The 16,127-nt window shown below is 44.9% G+C and carries 11 protein-coding genes; 7 read left to right on the top strand and 4 right to left on the bottom strand.

Features of this window, described 5'->3' with window-relative positions; all coding sequences use genetic code 11:
• Positions 1-5: 5 nt before the first annotated feature.
• From ABQ275_RS11745 to ABQ275_RS11735, 3 genes are all read right to left on the bottom strand, one after another.
• Positions 6-3,251: a SusC/RagA family TonB-linked outer membrane protein gene (locus ABQ275_RS11745; protein WP_349318498.1), complete on the bottom strand. Its 3,246-nt coding sequence runs from the start codon at positions 3,249-3,251 to the stop codon at positions 6-8.
• A 141-nt stretch (positions 3,252-3,392) separates the two neighbouring features.
• Positions 3,393-5,030, bottom strand: coding sequence for an alkaline phosphatase PafA (gene pafA / locus ABQ275_RS11740; protein ID WP_349318497.1), 1,638 nt, complete (start codon positions 5,028-5,030; stop codon positions 3,393-3,395).
• 46 nt (positions 5,031-5,076) lie between these two features.
• Positions 5,077-6,399 carry a metallophosphoesterase family protein gene (locus tag ABQ275_RS11735; protein ID WP_349318496.1) on the bottom strand — a complete coding sequence of 441 codons (1,323 nt, stop codon included), beginning with the start codon at positions 6,397-6,399 and terminating at the stop codon, positions 5,077-5,079.
• Positions 6,400-7,103: 704 nt separating this feature from the next.
• Between ABQ275_RS11735 and ABQ275_RS11730 the strand changes: the two genes are divergently transcribed.
• The 7 genes from ABQ275_RS11730 (at position 7,104) to ABQ275_RS11700 (ending at position 14,830) form a co-directional block, all read left to right on the top strand.
• A complete protein-coding gene (locus ABQ275_RS11730; protein WP_349318495.1) occupies positions 7,104-8,846 on the top strand; it encodes a GMC family oxidoreductase in 1,743 nt (580 codons plus the stop codon).
• Positions 8,847-8,850: 4 nt separating this feature from the next.
• Entirely contained in the window at positions 8,851-9,480 is a 630-nt protein-coding gene (locus ABQ275_RS11725; protein ID WP_349318494.1) for a gluconate 2-dehydrogenase subunit 3 family protein, read from the top strand.
• A 42-nt stretch (positions 9,481-9,522) separates the two neighbouring features.
• A complete protein-coding gene (locus ABQ275_RS11720; RefSeq protein WP_349318493.1) occupies positions 9,523-10,989 on the top strand; it encodes a Gfo/Idh/MocA family oxidoreductase in 1,467 nt (488 codons plus the stop codon).
• A 31-nt stretch (positions 10,990-11,020) separates the two neighbouring features.
• Positions 11,021-11,677, top strand: coding sequence for a DUF1080 domain-containing protein (locus ABQ275_RS11715; RefSeq protein WP_349318492.1), 657 nt, complete (start codon positions 11,021-11,023; stop codon positions 11,675-11,677).
• Positions 11,678-11,703: 26 nt separating this feature from the next.
• Positions 11,704-12,411: an orotidine 5'-phosphate decarboxylase / HUMPS family protein gene (locus tag ABQ275_RS11710; protein WP_349318321.1), complete on the top strand. Its 708-nt coding sequence runs from the start codon at positions 11,704-11,706 to the stop codon at positions 12,409-12,411.
• Between the two features lie 25 nt (positions 12,412-12,436).
• Positions 12,437-13,462, top strand: coding sequence for a zinc-binding dehydrogenase (locus ABQ275_RS11705; RefSeq protein ID WP_349318491.1), 1,026 nt, complete (start codon positions 12,437-12,439; stop codon positions 13,460-13,462).
• A 69-nt stretch (positions 13,463-13,531) separates the two neighbouring features.
• Entirely contained in the window at positions 13,532-14,830 is a 1,299-nt protein-coding gene (locus tag ABQ275_RS11700; RefSeq protein WP_349318490.1) for an MFS transporter, read from the top strand.
• An 87-nt stretch (positions 14,831-14,917) separates the two neighbouring features.
• Here the strand turns inward: ABQ275_RS11700 and fdhA are convergent, their stop codons facing one another.
• A complete protein-coding gene (gene fdhA, locus ABQ275_RS11695) occupies positions 14,918-16,108 on the bottom strand; it encodes a formaldehyde dehydrogenase, glutathione-independent (protein WP_349318489.1) in 1,191 nt (396 codons plus the stop codon).
• Between the last annotated feature and the right edge of the window lie 19 nt (positions 16,109-16,127).

Genomic DNA, 16,127 nt, shown 5'->3' with positions numbered 1-16,127 from the left:
CGTATTTAGAACTGAACGTTTAATTTTAAACCCAATGTCAAAGTCCAGGGATACATAAAGGCCCTGTCATATCCCAAGGCATAGTGCTTGCTGGATGTTTGCCGTTCATTGGTGTTATTAATAGCGGTTTCCGGGTCAATATAATTCTGTGCTTTTGTCCAGAGTATGAGGTTCCTCATAAAGGCAGAAAGTGTTACTCCTTTGGCTGATATGGTTTTCGCCACCTGATCGGAGAAACTATAGGCTACGGCCAGTTCTCTCAACTTGATGAAAGATGCGTCATACATCCAGGTTTGTACACCTCTGCTCCAGTATCCTGATCCTGGATCTGCAATCAGGTCACTGCGGAAATACTTTGTACCGGGACTACCGAAGTTTTCAACATAGCCGCCGTTTCCATCAGGCCTAACCCCGGGGAAGAAAGCCCCGTTTGGTATGGAACCACCGTATTCAAATCCTCCGTAATCTGCATCACGGCCACCTACCCAGGTAAGACCGTTTGCTGCATTGTATTTGCCAGGGTTGGATTTAATCTCTGCCGCCAGCTTTTCATTATCACCGTTAAATGATTTATTGGAGAGGATACCCGTAAACGTTCCATTGCCTTCTTCTTTAAACCAGCTGTCTGCTCTGCCATCGCGTGCTAACCGCTTCATACTTTCAGAATAGTATTCACCACCCTGCCGCCAGTCAACACTTGCCGATACGGTAAAGCGTTTGTAGGTTACATTGGTCTGGAAGCCCAGCGAGAAATCATTCATGACGTTTCCTATCTTTTTCAACTCAGGGTCCAGTTTTACATAGCCATTATCATCGAGCAGTGGCCATCCTGCATACGGACCTTCTTTAACACGCACCACGTCGTTACCCCAAACATCGCCTACAACACCACCTACAGCAGTTTGATTGTAGATGTTGGCCCTATTCCAGAACTGGTAGTTTGACACACCTGACGGGAGTTGGGTGATCCGGCTTTTTTCTTTCGTGAAATTGAAGTTAACATCCCACCTAAACGATTTCGTTTGAATAGGTACAGCATTCAGACTTATTTCAACTCCTTTGTTCTTTACGATACCAGCATTGATATTGGCGGTAAGATAACCGGATTCAGGAGCCACAGATACGTTTGTGATCTGGTTTTTATCTTCCATTTCATAATAGGTGAAGTTGAGTCCCAACCTGTTTTTAAACAGGGAGAAATCCAGCCCTACTTCTGAAGAGATAATACTTTCAGGTATGAGATCACTGGAAGGACGCGTTCCCGGCAGCGCAAATTGTGTATTGTCTCCCCATAGCGACTGGTCAAGTGCCATAGCTAACTGATAGGGATCAGTATCCTTACCTACTTTAGCCCATCCTCCTCTTAATTTCAGCAGGGAGATGGTTTCGGGTAAGTGTAACAACTGTGAAGCAATGATACTCAAAGAGGCGGAAGGGTAAAAGTACGACCTGTTGTCTTTCGGTAATGTACTGGACCAGTCATTTCTTCCGGTAAGATCCAGGTACACGAGTTCTTTATATCCTACGGAAGCCGTTCCCATTAAACCATTGATCCGCTTTTTGTATTTGCCGCTGCTGTATATAACGGCAGACTTATCGATATTGCCGGCAGTGTATAAACCTGGCAGGATCAGTTTAAGTCCGTTTACGTTGGTGTTTGATTCGCTACTGAAAAAGAGGTTACCTCCACCGGCTATATTGAAAGAGAAATCACCGATTTCTTTTTTATAGTTTAACAGGATGTCAGTATTTACTTCCTGGCTCTGCGATGCGATATTGACGTAGCTACCATTGGGACGGTTATGTTCCGATTTGGCAGTACGGCTTTCAGTAGTATAAGATTCATTAAAGGTACCTATGCGCGTCATCAGGCTCAGGTCTTTGGTGATGTCCCAGTCAAGCTTTACGCTACCATAAGGCCGTACTTTACGGAAACCACTTACGTTTTCATATACATTGAACCAGGGATTATTAAAATCACTTCCCCATACATTCTGTTTAACATCTTTTTCTTTCCAGTAATCTTTCAGCTCATTAATATCGGCCCAGTTAGGTGTAAAGTATATATCCTCATAAGGGTGATAATTATCGGATTGCGCCCTGAAGTTGTCTGAACCGGAGTTCAGATAATTAAAGTTGGCTGCCACCCTTAATTTGCTGGTAATGTTATAAGTAGCTGAGAGAGAAACCGCATCCTTCCTGAGTTCTGATGCCGGATAAACGCCGGAAGATCTTGAATCAGAGAGAGACAGGTTAAAGCTACCCTTGTCATTGGAACCCCTGATAGAAACATCATTGATATAACTGTTGCCAACATTGACAAAGTTTTTCACGTTGTCCGGATGAGGTGTTAAAGGAGTTGCTTCTCCATTTGTACCAAACCTCGCTACGGATGTTCCCATTCTTGGACCCCACCACAGGTTGGTGGTTTCATTGAATCCGCCGTTGGAACCTGTAACAAATTCCTGTTGCAGCGGCACATATTTATACGGCACGCTGGCTACATACGCCGAGTTAACGGAAACGCCTAAACCTTTCTGACCTTTTCCGTTTTTAGTAGTGATCAGCAATACGCCGCTACCTGCCCTGGAGCCATAAAGTGCGGCGGCGCTGGGGCCTTTCAGTACACTTACGCTTTCAATATTATCCGCGCTCAGATCAGACAGTACGCCGGCATCGTTACCGGTTGGAAGTCCGTCTACTACAATCAATGGCGCATCGTTTCCGGACAGCGATTTAAATCCACGGATCACTACCATAGGATCACTGTTGATCTCTCCTGTAGTGTTGATGATTTTCATACCAGGTACCTTCGCTGTTAAGCTGTTCAGGACATTTTCCTGTGGCACTTTACTGATATCTTCGCTTTTTATTTCACCCACAGAATACCCGAGCGACCTTTTGGTTCTTTTCATTCCCAATGCCGTTACTACTACACCTCCCAGGCTTGTTCCCTGAGCGTCCAGCTGTACAGTAAGTGCGGCTGTATTTTGTATGGTTACTTCCTTTAACGGAAATCCTACATACCTGACAACGAGTGTTTGTCCGATGTTTGCTTTGATGGTGAACTTTCCGTTCACATCTGTTACGGCTCCGGTATTGGTTCCTTTCAGGATTACCGAAGCGCCAATTAATGGTATGTTGCCGTCACTTGACACAACCACACCGGTTATTGGCTTCTCTTGCGCATTAGTCATTAACCAGCTGAGAGATGCGATTAAAAATAATAGAATACATCTGCTTCTTTGCATAAAGACGCTTTTAAAAGTGTAGAATGGTGGATAAACGTGTGTGTTCACTGTTGGTTTGAATGATTCGTGCATGAAACGCCCGAGCAGGATAGCCAGGCTACCTGTCATGTCACATCATCAAAACTTTGATTGGTTTTTTGGTTACTTCATATATTGATCGCTTATTTCTGTAATGACTTCTCCTATATTTCCGCTTGGCATTTGTATTTGCAGTAAGGCCGCCAGGGTAGGGGCGATATCAACCATGCCGGTTGTACGGTTTGTTTTTCCGTGTTTGATACCATGTCCTAACCACACCAGCGGTATATGCGCATCATATGGATACCAGTCGCCATGCGCTGTACCTTTTAAAGATCCGGATTTCCAGCCAGCTGATCTTATCAGGAAAACATCTCCGCTTCGCTTCAGATTACATCCGTTGATAAACATTGATTTGATACGCTCCGGTAATGGGGCAGTAGCCAGGTCGTCGCGGGATACGGCACATACATAGCCTTTTTGCCGGCTGAAAAGATCTGCGATATAAGCTGCTACTGCTTTTCTGTCGAGTCCTTTTTTTGCCAGCACATCATAGTTGAGATATATCTGTCCGTTGGTAAATGTTTGTATAACATCTGCGGTGCCGTACTTTCCTTTCACGCTGGCAAGGATCTGCTGCTTCATGGTATCTTCATTGATCGCATCACTTGGAATTTTGTTTTCCTGCAAATAGCCGGGAGAGTGATTGGCGCCATGATCTGCTGTAATGAAGAAGAGGTATCCATCTTTTCCATACCTTTTGTCCAGGTAATTGAAAAAGTTTTCCAGGTCTTTATCCAGTCGCAGATAATTATCTTCTACTTCTATTGAATTTGGACCAAAACGGTGACCAATTTTATCGGGGCTGGAGACACTTACCGCCAGCATATCCGTAAATGCACCTTCTCCGAGTTTGTATCCTTCAATAGCTGATTTTGCAAATTCGAAGGTGATCGTGTTACCAAAAGGTGTGTTGGTGATATCTGCTTTTGTATGCGGGAAAACGGGTTTGTCTTCTCCGCTGAAAGTGCCCTCGTACGTTTTGTCGTCCTTATCGCTGAGTGTATAGGAGTCCAGTGGATACAGGGTATTCCAGCCACCAGGCATCAGGGAATCTTTCCAGTTAATGGCGTTGAACCGGGATGCCCAGTCTGGCAGCTCATTCATATAATAGGTACTGGTAATAAAGCTGTTGGCGTCATTATCGTACCAGAATGCGCCGTTGGCGGTATGTCCTGCGGGCAAAATAGCGCCCCTGTCTTTAATGGAAACGCCTACTACCTTGCTTTGGTAGTTAGTGGCCATACGCAGTTCATCGCCAATGGTGGTGGTGAGCAGATTCCTGGGAGAACGCTGATTACCTGCTTTACCGCCTACACCGGTAACGGTGGTGTCTTCCACATTTTCAATTTGTCTGCCCCATTCCCTGTCATACCATGAGTTACCCACAATACCGGTAATGGCCGGAACAGAGCCGGTATAAACAGAAGAATGGCCGATGGCTGTAACAGTAGGTGCATGACTTATCAGTGTGTTTTCGCAACTGAAACCTTCACGGAGCAACCGTTTAAAACCGCCTTCCCCATATCGCTGGCTGTATTTATACATGTAATCCCAGCGCATTTGATCTACCATCAGGCCCACTACAATTTTGGGCCGGGCATGCATACTACTGGATGCGGGACCTTTGTTTTCACAAGCTGACATTGCAATCACGATGCAAGCAGCGGCATAAATTTTAAAAGAGGTGATTCTTTTCATAACGCTATTTGTTTCACTGTGTTCTGGTTGGCTGCCTGATACGGAATTATTTTGCAGGCATCATTTCTATCAGTTTATTGATTTTCCCTTTTTGTTTAACGAGATCAAAAGCATCGAACAGTTCACCGGTTGAAGTATAGGTTCTGAACTGGAGCTTCCCGTTTTCAACAGTGGCTACATGAAACAGTTGTGTGTAAACAGCGGACCTGTCCATCCAATACTTCTTTTCGACGCCACTGTCGGTCATCTTCGGACCGCTTACAGAAACAACATACATCGTACCGGAGGTACTACCTTTCTGTTGCATGGGAATTTTAGCCATGCCACGTGCATAGGTGTGATCATGTCCCTGTAATACCAGGTCTACTTTATATTTATCGAACAGAGGTTTGAATGTTTCTCTCATGCGTTTATTATCCCTGGAACTTTTGGGAGAATATATAGGATGATGAAAAAGTACAACGGTCCATTTGTTGGGGTTGTTATGCAGTACGCTGTCTACCCAACGTTGCTGTTTTCCCAGGAACTCGTCTGATTCCTCAGCCATATATGCATCGAGGGAGATAAACCGTACGCCTTGCACATCTGTGAAATAGCAGGTTTCTTTCAGTCCTTCAGGGCCGTTTTCGGGCAGTGTAAATTGCGGACGCCAGAAAGGAGATAGCTTGTGGATGTTCTCATCCCGGCCGTAATCGTGGTTACCGGGAGAGGGCATATTGGGAACCATCCCAAAAATAAAAGAGCCGGCTGCAAACCATTCTCCCCATTCTTCATCATGGTTGTCGCGGTTTACAAGATCGCCTGCATGTAATACCAGTCTTGTTTCGGGCATTTGTGTATAGGCCTGGCGGATTACTTTAGACCACATGGAATAAAGATCTGTTTGTGCATCTCCGAGGTAAACAAATGACAGCTTCTGGCCGTTGCTTCCGGTAGTTCTGAACTGAAACCACTCGCTCCAGTAGTCGCCTGCTCCTACGCGGTAGGAGTATAGTGTATTAGGTTTCAGCCCTTCAAAAATCACGGAGTGGTAGTTGGCGGTTACACCTTTCCATACCAGTTCCTTATACTTTCCACTTTCTACAGCAGATGTTTCTGTACGCGCTGTAATCCTTTTCGCATCTTTGATAGATGTAGGATTCGCATTGGCTACCTGTATTTCAGCATATGCTGTTCCTATATCAGTAGTGGTACGCCACGTTACCGCCATGGAAGTGGAAGGATCTGCTGTTACGGTAAGATTAACCCTGTCTGGCTGACTGGTTGGCGGATAGCGGTTATCTTTGTCCTGGGATAAAACCGGCAAAGAAAGAAATAACAACATGGCTATCCGTCCTAACTTATAAACCTCTTTGAATAATAAAATCATGACTTAAATATAATTTTCGATTATGCTTCCCCGTTATTGATAAAATATTTTTATTTATTGCCCGGTCCCGGCAAAAGAAGTTCAGGTAATATGACCTGTTTAATACAGGTTTAAATACATATCCTATATTCCCAATTTTGTAACGACTAAAATATTAGTAATCCCCGGCTCTAAAATATAGTATATAGGGAATTCATTATTGCTATTCATTGTCCTTTTATTGTACTATATTATCAAATGCTTTAAAAACGTCTTGCTATATTATTATACCGCTGAAATATTGCAAACTATTTTCGGTAACGGGTTTGTTTTTAGTACACCTCTATTTTATTAGTTAATGATGAAACCGTGTTTTTTCGCAAGTTTTGAACTTGGTTGTAATATTCACTGTCAGTACAGGTTTTGCGTGGTGTATTTTAGTAAATGTAATGATATATATCGGATATGTAAAGCAGGAGTAGAAAGATTTTTCACAACGTTAATCTTGTGATATCTTTTATTGTAAAGAAGAAATTCCTGCCAGACCAGATTAAAGATAACATAAGCTGTAAACATGCCAATATTGTACAACAATGGCGTATCATAATTTAGATATTTGTTTCATTATTGTAAAAAAATCGAATGGCCTTCGGGGGTGAGCCTGTTTGTGCCCAACAGGAACAAATGCGTATAATAATTCCCGTTTAAACTTACCATGAAAAATTATGGATAGCATACAAATTAAGAAATCAGCAGAGCATTACGATGTAGTGATTGTAGGTTCCGGCGCGGGTGGCGGAATGGCAGGGTATGTACTTGCACATGCAGGGATGAAAGTTTTGATGTTGGAAGCCGGTCCTTTTTTCGATCCGGCGAAAGACTCCCTGCAATTAAAATGGCCCTGGGAATCTGCCCGCAGAGGCGCCAGTACGGTTCGCGCGTTTGGAGATTTTGATGCTGCCTATGGTGGTTGGGAAATAGATGGCGAACCTTATACGCACAAGAATGAAACGGAGTTTACCTGGTTTCGTTCACGCATGCTGGGAGGACGTACCAATCACTGGGGCCGTATTTCACTTCGTTTTGGTCCGCATGACTTTAAAGGTAAATCCTTTGATGGCGCAACGGATGACTGGCCGATTACCTACGATGATGTAAAACCTTATTATGATAGGGTAGACGAGTTAATTGGTGTGTATGGTACAAATGAAGGGCTTGAAAATGATCCGGACGGAATATTTCTTCCTCCCCCCAAACCCCGGTTACATGAGCTTTTTATAAAGGAGAGCGCAAAAAAAGTAGGCGTAAACGTTATAGCAGGCCGCGGATCAGTACTTACACAGGCTTTGCCTGGAAATAAGGATCGTGGTGCATGTTTTAACTGTGGACAGTGTGGTAGAAGCTGTAAGGTATATGGTGACTTTTCTGCTTCTTCCTGCCTGGTGATTCCGGCACTGAAGACCGGTAACCTCAAGGTCATTCCAAATGCCATGGTGCGGGAAGTGATCACCGGTGCAGATGGTTTGGCAAGCGGTGTTTCCTATGTTAATAAAGAAGACATGATGGAATACCAGGTAAATGGCACCATCGTTATTCTGGGTGCAAGTGCCTGTGAGTCTGCCCGTATATTGCTCAACTCCAAGTCCAGCGTTCATTCTGCCGGATTGGCAAATAGCAGTGGTATCATCGGAAAATATCTGCATGATTCCACCGGTGTTTCTATGTCGGGATTCCTGCCTAAACTGCTGGATAGAAAAAGATATAATGAAGATGGGGTAGGGAGCGTCCATATCTATTCTCCCTGGTGGCTCGATAATAAGAAACTGGATTTCCCCCGTGGTTATCATATTGAATATGGAGGAGGAATGAGTATGCCTTCTTACGGATTTGCCGATGGTGTACCTGCTATGAGTGGAATGGTGCCTGACCGTAATGGAAATAAAAAAGATGCCGGTGGATTTGGTCTTTCATTGAAGGATGATTACCGCCGTTTCTTTGGTGCGCGTGTTGGTTTTGCCGGACGTGGTATGGCCATCGCCCGCGAAGATAATTACTGCGAGATTGATCCGAATGTTGTTGACCGCTTTGGTATCCCGGTATTACGTTTCCATTATAAATGGACAGATGCCGAAATAAAACAGGCAAAGCACATGAAAGAAACCTTTCAAGGTATGTTTGACGCAATGGGCGCCATCAATACCACGCCTGACAGAGGTATTGATGAGAATTACGGACTAAAGAAACCAGGAGATATTATTCACGAAGTAGGCACCGTGAGAATGGGTGATGATCCTAAAACATCCGCCCTGAATAAGTGGAGCCAGGCACATGATTGTAAAAACCTTTTTGTGGTAGACGGTGCTTCTTTTGTTCAGCAGGGAGATAAGAATCCAACCTGGACCATCCTTGCACTATCTATGCGGACAGCAGAATATATTCTTGATCAACGTAAGAAAAGAAATATTTAACAAGATGAAAAGAAGAGAACTTATAAAGGCTTTAGGTATAACGGCGATCGGTACCGGTATACTGCTGGAATCTTGTAAACCAGGTGACAAGAAAGCGGTTACTTTGAAAGGCGCCGGCAATTTATCCCTGGTGGATGGCCGGGAACCTTTTGAAATAGAACGGTTAAAAAAGCTGCAGGACGAAACATTTTTTGATGAACATGAAATGCGTACCATCACAGTTTTGGCCGACATCATCATTCCAAAAGATGAAAAATCAGGAAGTGCATCTGATGCGAAAGTACCTGAGTTTATAGCATTTATTGTGAAAGATATTCCTGAACATCAAACACCCATGCGGGGAGGGCTTAAATGGCTGGACCTTCAGTGTTTGAAACGTTACAATCATGCCTTTGTTGATTGTTCACAAAAAGAACAATTGGAAATAGTAACAGAGATCGCCTACCCTTTAAAAGCTAAACCGGAAATGCAGCAAGGTGTTGCTTTCTTTAGCCTGATGCGTAACCTCACAGCTTCCGGATTTTATACTTCGGAGATGGGGATTAAAGACATTGGCTATGTTGGAAATACGCCCAATAAATGGGAAGGTGTTCCGCAGGAGGTACTGGCGCAGTATGGTCTGCAAACAAGCTAATGACAATAAATAATCGTTCTTATTTAACCAAAAATTAAAGACATGGACAAAAATTTGTCGAATCAAGGTAATGCATCCAGTTCAAGACGGAATTTCATAAAAAACTCGGCGCTTGCAGCTGCGGGATTTACCATCATCCCGCGTCATGTATTGGGCGGCAAAGGCTTCCTGGCACCGAGTGACAAGCTTGTTATTGCAGGGATAGGCGTAGGCGGCAAAGGAAGATCTGATCTTTTCAATTTTAATGCCAGCGGGAAAGCCAACATTGGTTTCTTATGTGATGTAGATGACCGTGCAGCCACTACTTCGAGAGAAAGATTTCCTAAAGCTAAATACTATAAAGACTGGCGCGAACTTTTTGAAAAAGAATCAAAAAGCTTTGATGCTGTTTCTGTATCCACACCCGATCATAGTCATGCTATCATTGCCATGGGCGCCATGCAACTGGGCAAGCATGTGTATGTACAAAAACCGATGACCCATGATATCTGGGAAGCCAGGAAATTGACCGAGGCCGCTAAAAAATATAAAGTGGTTACACAAATGGGTAACCAGGGCTCTTCCGGAGATGGGGTAAGACAAATGCGTGAATGGTACAACGCCGGTATTATCGGTGACGTACACACGGTATATATCTTTACAAACCGCCCGGTGTGGCCACAGGGTATTCCCTGGTCCAAGGAAACACCACCAGTGCCAAAGGGCCTCGACTGGGATCTTTGGCTGGGTACTGCGCCTGAAAAAAATTATGTAGATAACCTGATTCCAGGTAGCTGGCGCGGTTGGTGGGATTATGGTACCGGCGCTCTCGGCGATCTGGGCTGTCACCTGATGGAAGCACCTTTCAGCGTACTGAATTTAAAATATGCATCGGATGTACAGGCGAGCGTAAGCAGTGTGTTTGTCGCCTTTGGTGAAAGAGGATTTTTCCCCGATAGCTGTCCTCCGGCCAGTCATGCCACTTTAACTTTCCCCAAAACAAATAAAACACAAGGACCGGTAACCATGCATTGGATGGATGGTGGTATCAAACCGGAACGTCCGGAAGAACTGGGCCCGAATGAAATGTTTGGAGATGGAAACAGCGGTATCTTGTTTGTGGGTACCAAAGGCAAGATGATGGCCAGTGAATATGCTGCCAATCCGCGCCTGTTGCCACTGTCACGCATGGATGAAGTGCATGTTAAACAGACTTTTGCCCGTGTTCCCGGTAGTGCAGAAGGCCATTACGCCCAGTGGGTGGAAGGTGCTATTGCCGGATATGGTAATATGGAACTGAGTTCTCCTTTTGAACTGGCAGGTCCGTTGACAGAGGCTATCTTAATGGCGAATTTAGCCATCCGTGTAGCGGATATCCCGGTACCAAGAAAATCAGGAAAAGGAAATGATTATCCTGGCGCCAATACGAAGTTGCTGTGGGATCATCAGAATATGCGTGTCACCAATTATGATGCAGCCAATCAGTATGTGAAAAGAGAATACAGAAAAGGTTGGGGTAGTATCGGTTGATTTTTTATTACATAATCTGAAGCAATTTAAGATGAGATATAACGTATTGCTATTCCTGTTAGCTATCGGATTGATGATGGGCTGTAACACGGCAAAAAAAGCCGGTGCAGCCGGTTCCGGCGATGGCTGGATCTCCCTGTTTGATGGTAAATCTCTCAACGGATGGAAGGCTGGTGAGAATGCCAGCACCTTTTCCGTAGCAGATGGCGCCATCGTGGTGAATGGTCCGAGAGCGCATTTATTTTATGAAGGCGATGTCGGCAACCACAACTTCAAAAACTTTGAATTCCAGGCACAGGTGATGACGATGCCCGGCTCAAATTCCGGGATCTATTTCCACACGGAATTCCAGCAGGTACGTTTTCCGGACAAAGGTTTTGAAGTACAGGTAAACAACTCACATAGCGACTGGAAAAGAACCGGTAGCCTGTATGATATCAAGGAGATCAAAGAAAAACTGGTAGATGATAATGTTTGGTTTACCGAATATATCCGTGTAGAGGGTAAAAAGATTACCATAAAAGTGAACGGTAAAACAGTACTGGAATATACAGAACCAGCCAATGCCACGGCGCCGGAAGGTCATCCCGGCCGGTTGATTTCCAGCGGCACTTTTGCACTGCAGGGTCATGATCCAAAGAGTAAAGTACTCTTTAAGGATTTAAAAGTAAAAATGCTCCGGGATTAAGAAACGATGCTTATTATAAAAAATATATGAAACCAATAGTACAGATATCACTGGATTTAACAAACATAGATGAAGCCCTGGAAACGGCAGCAATGGCCATACGCGCAGGTGTTGACTGGCTGGAAGCGGGTACCCCGCTGATCCTGGCAGAAGGCTTACATGGCGTACGGAAATTAAGGGAAGCTTTTCCTGGTATTCCTATTGTAGCAGATCTCAAAACCATGGATGGCGGTTATCTCGAAGTAGAGATGATGGGCAAAGCCGGTGCCACCCATGTAGTGGTGATGGTGCGGGCGCATGAAGAAACGATCCGCTGTGTAGTGAATGCAGGCCGTGATTTCGGCGTAAAAGTAATGGGCGATAACCTGGGCAGCCCGGATATGGTGGCCGGTGCAAAGCGGCTGGAAGAACTGGGTTGTGATTATGTGATTCATCATATCGGTTATGATGAACGCAGGGGTATTGCAGCGCAGGGCAAAAGAATGCCTAACCCGCTGGACCAGCTGAAAGAAGTAGTGGCTGCGGTAAATATCCCCGTGCAGGCAGTAGGAGGGCTCTCCCTGGAACAGGCGATCCGTTGCCCGGAATTCGGCGCGCCGCTGGTGGTGCTGGGTGCACCACTGACCATTGACGCCGATGCCTTCAAAACAGCCAGTGGTGACCTGGAAGCATCGCTGCGGTTGATCTGCGAAAAGATCCACGCATACGGAGATGTGGCAGTAGGAAAAAAATAGCATTCATATTTAAACAGATAGAATAATGAAATCAGCTGCTGTGGTAAACTACGCTCCCCAGGAAGGAGCGGTAGAGATCCGTGATATAGCAAGACCGGAAATCGGTGAAGAAGATGTTTTGCTGGAAGTTGCCTATGTAGGCGTATGTGGCAGCGACATCCATCAATGGACCAATGGTCATAGTTGGGTAGTAAATTATCCGGTGGTATTGGGTCATGAATTTTCAGGCCGCATCGTTGCCACCGGCAGCCGGGTGAAGGGCTGGAAAGAAGGTGACCGGGTTGTTAGTGAAACAGCCGCCATCATTGATCCGGATAATCCCATGTCGAGAACAGGTCTTTATAATCTTGATCCCACCCGCAAAGGTTTTGGATATGGTGTAAATGGTGCCATGACACGTTATGTGTCAACGCCTGCCCGTTGTCTGCACCGCATTCCGGACGAGCTTCCTTTTGAACATGCATGTTTAACAGAACCCTGCTGTGTTGCTTACAATGCGGTGGTAAATAATGCACACCTGAAACCAGGTGACCGGGTAATCGTCTTGGGACCAGGTACCATTGGTATCCTTTGCGCAGCTGTGGCGCGTCTTTGTGGCGCAGAAGTAGCTGTGGTAGGTCTTGAAGCTGATCGTGGCCGTTTAAGTATTGCAGAGCAATATGGTTGCGAAGCCATCATCGGCAATGCATCAGAATGGGCGAAATCACGTGATGGACTTGGTGCCGACTGCATCATAGATGCCGCAGGATCCAGTGCTACCCTCAGAATAGCGATGGACCTGGTACGCCCCAATGGTCATATCCTGAAAGTAGGATGGGGTCCGCAACCACTTGGATTTTCCATTGATCCACTGGTACAAAAGAATGTGACCCTTCAGGGAAGTTTCAGTCATAACTGGCCTGTATGGGAACGTGTTATTTCATTACTGGCCACTGGCTGGTTGGATGTAAAACCTATCATAGGTGGCATATGGCCGCTTAGCGATTGGCATACCGCTTTTGAAAAAATGCACAAAGGAGAAGTAGTAAAGAGTATTCTTAAACCTATATAGTTTGCAATAAATACGACACCGCACAAAAGGTGTTTTACTGTAATTATTTAAACCATTAAACATAACTGGATGCAGGCTATTAATCGGAGTCAACTCTTTTGGGCAAGCTGTCTTGCTTTGCTGGTCACCTCTTTGTCTTTCGGTATACGCGCAGGTATCCTCAATGAATTAGGTACAGGTTTTCAACTAAGTACTTCACAGTTAAGTTCTATAACAGCTACCGCCTTTTGGGGATTCCCGCTGGCAGTGATTATAGGCGGAATGATTGTGGATCTTATTGGCATGAAACGCTTATTGGTAATGGCGTTTATCTTTCACCTGTTAGGTATTATATTAACAGTACAGGCACAAGGGTATTGGTCTCTCTTTATATCTACTTTATTAATCGGGATTGCCAATGGTACTGTTGAAGCTGCCTGTAATCCTTTGGTGACTACTTTATATCCTGAAAATAAAGTGGCTAAACTCAATCATTTCCATTTATGGTTCCCTGGTGGAATTGTTTTAGGTACGCTGATCGTATTGTTTTTTAGTAGCATCGGATTGGGATGGAAAGTGCAGGTTGGCTTTATGATTTTGCCTACGCTGGTTTACGGGTATCTATTTTCGCGACTTAAATTCCCGGTTACAGAGCGTGTTTCCTCCGGTATATCTACTGCATCCATGTATAAGTCGGTTACATCTCCTTTGTTTATCTTCATGTTTATCTGCATGTTTGGTACGGCTATTACGGAGTTGTTTACCGGGCAATGGATCGATGTACTGCTCAAAAATGTTACGGATAATGCCATTTTGATCCTTACGCTCACTACCGGTGTAATGGTGATTGGCAGGGGATTGGCAGGACCAATTATGCGCCGTTTTTCCCCGGAGGCTGTGTTGTTGATGTCAGCAGTTGTGTCAACGATAGGACTATACCTGTTAAGCACATTAACCGGAAATGCCATCTTCTTTTCTGCTATTGTATTTGGAATTGGTGTTTGTTATTTCTGGCCTACTATGTTGGGATTTATCTCCGAAAATATTCCTACATCAGGTGCGTTCGGTATGAACCTGATGGGTGGTGCAGGAATGCTTGCAGTGACTGCATATACTTTGCTGATGGGTAAGTTTTATGATAACCTGGTGTTGAATAAACTGCCTGCTGGTGCTGATCTGACAGCTTATCTGAAAGCGGAGCCGGGAACTGAAAATGCCAACCTGTTGTATCAGGCTAAAAGTGCAGCCGGTCCGGAAGTGTTATCGATCACTTTGATCATCCCGGTCATCTTAATTGTAGCTTTTACAGGATTGTTTTTCTACATGCGCGCTAAGAATAAAAAGAATGTCATCATATTTCCGGCTGTTGAAAACGCTACAGTTTCATAAGTAAGAATTTATTTGATGGAGATAAAATTATATTGATAAATAAAAATGGCTGCTTTTTACAAGCAGCCATTTTTATTTATTCGTTTATCAGGCCCGGATCATGCCATGCGGGTCAATGACAAATTTTTTCGCTGCTCCTTTATCGAAATCGTGGTATCCTCTCACGGCATCGTTGAGCGTAATTACTTCTACATTAACAGCTTCCGCTATTTTTATCTTATCATACAGGATCGCATTCATCAGCTGCCGATGATACTTCATAACCGGGCACTGGCCGGTATGAATGGAGTGTGATTTTGCCCATCCTAACCCGATACGGATACTCAGGCTGCCTTTTTTAGCCGCTTCATCTACCGCGCCAGGATCGCCGGTAACATACAACCCCGGAATACCCAGCTGTCCGCCTGCACGGGTGACTTCCATAATAGAATTCAATACAGTGGCAGGTTGTTCCACATTACTGTCGTGTCCATGCCCTTTGGCTTCAAAGCCTACACAGTCAACGGCGCAATCCACTTCCGGAACACCGGTGATGGCAGCAATCTGGTCAGCTAAGGAAGCATCTTTTTTCAGATCTACTACTTCGCATCCAAAGCTTTTAGCTTGTGCCAGCCTTTCATCAATCATATCGCCTACAATAACGAGCGCAGCGCCCAGTAAATGACAGGATGCTGCACAGGCCAGGCCAACAGGACCTGCACCCGCGATATAAACGATGCTACCGGGGCCTACGCCTGCAGTAACAGCGCCATGAAAACCGGTGGGGAATATATCTGAGAGGAGGGTAAGATCTTTTATTTTTTCCATCGCCTGATCACTATCCGGAAATTTCAGCAGGTTGAAGTCGGCATAAGGCACCATCACGTATTCTGCCTGTCCGCCTACCCAGCCGCCCATGTCCACGTAGCCATAAGCGGCGCCGGGACGGGCAGGGTTTACATTCAGACAGATACCTGTTTGTCCGGCTTTACAATTACGGCAGCGGCCACAGGCAATATTGAAAGGAACGGATACCAGGTCGCCTACTTTAATAAACTCAACGTCCCTGCCTGCTTCAATGACCAACCCGGTGATCTCGTGTCCCAATACGAGGCCGGAAGGAGCTGTAGTGCGCCCACGCACCATATGCTGGTCGCTCCCGCAGATATTGGTAGATACTATTTTAAGGATGACACCATGTTCGCATTTACGGTCACCTAAAGCAAGGGTGGGATATTCAATTTCCCTCACTTCAACAATACCTGGTTTTATGTACGCAACTCCATGATTTTTACACATAAAATGATTTTTTATTGTG

Origin of the sequence: Chitinophaga sp. MM2321 (assembly GCF_964033635.1) — a bacterium.
Lineage (GTDB): Bacteria > Bacteroidota > Bacteroidia > Chitinophagales > Chitinophagaceae > Chitinophaga.
The sequence above is the reverse complement of the archived record's forward strand: the minus strand, read 5'-3'. Positions and strand labels throughout refer to the sequence as shown.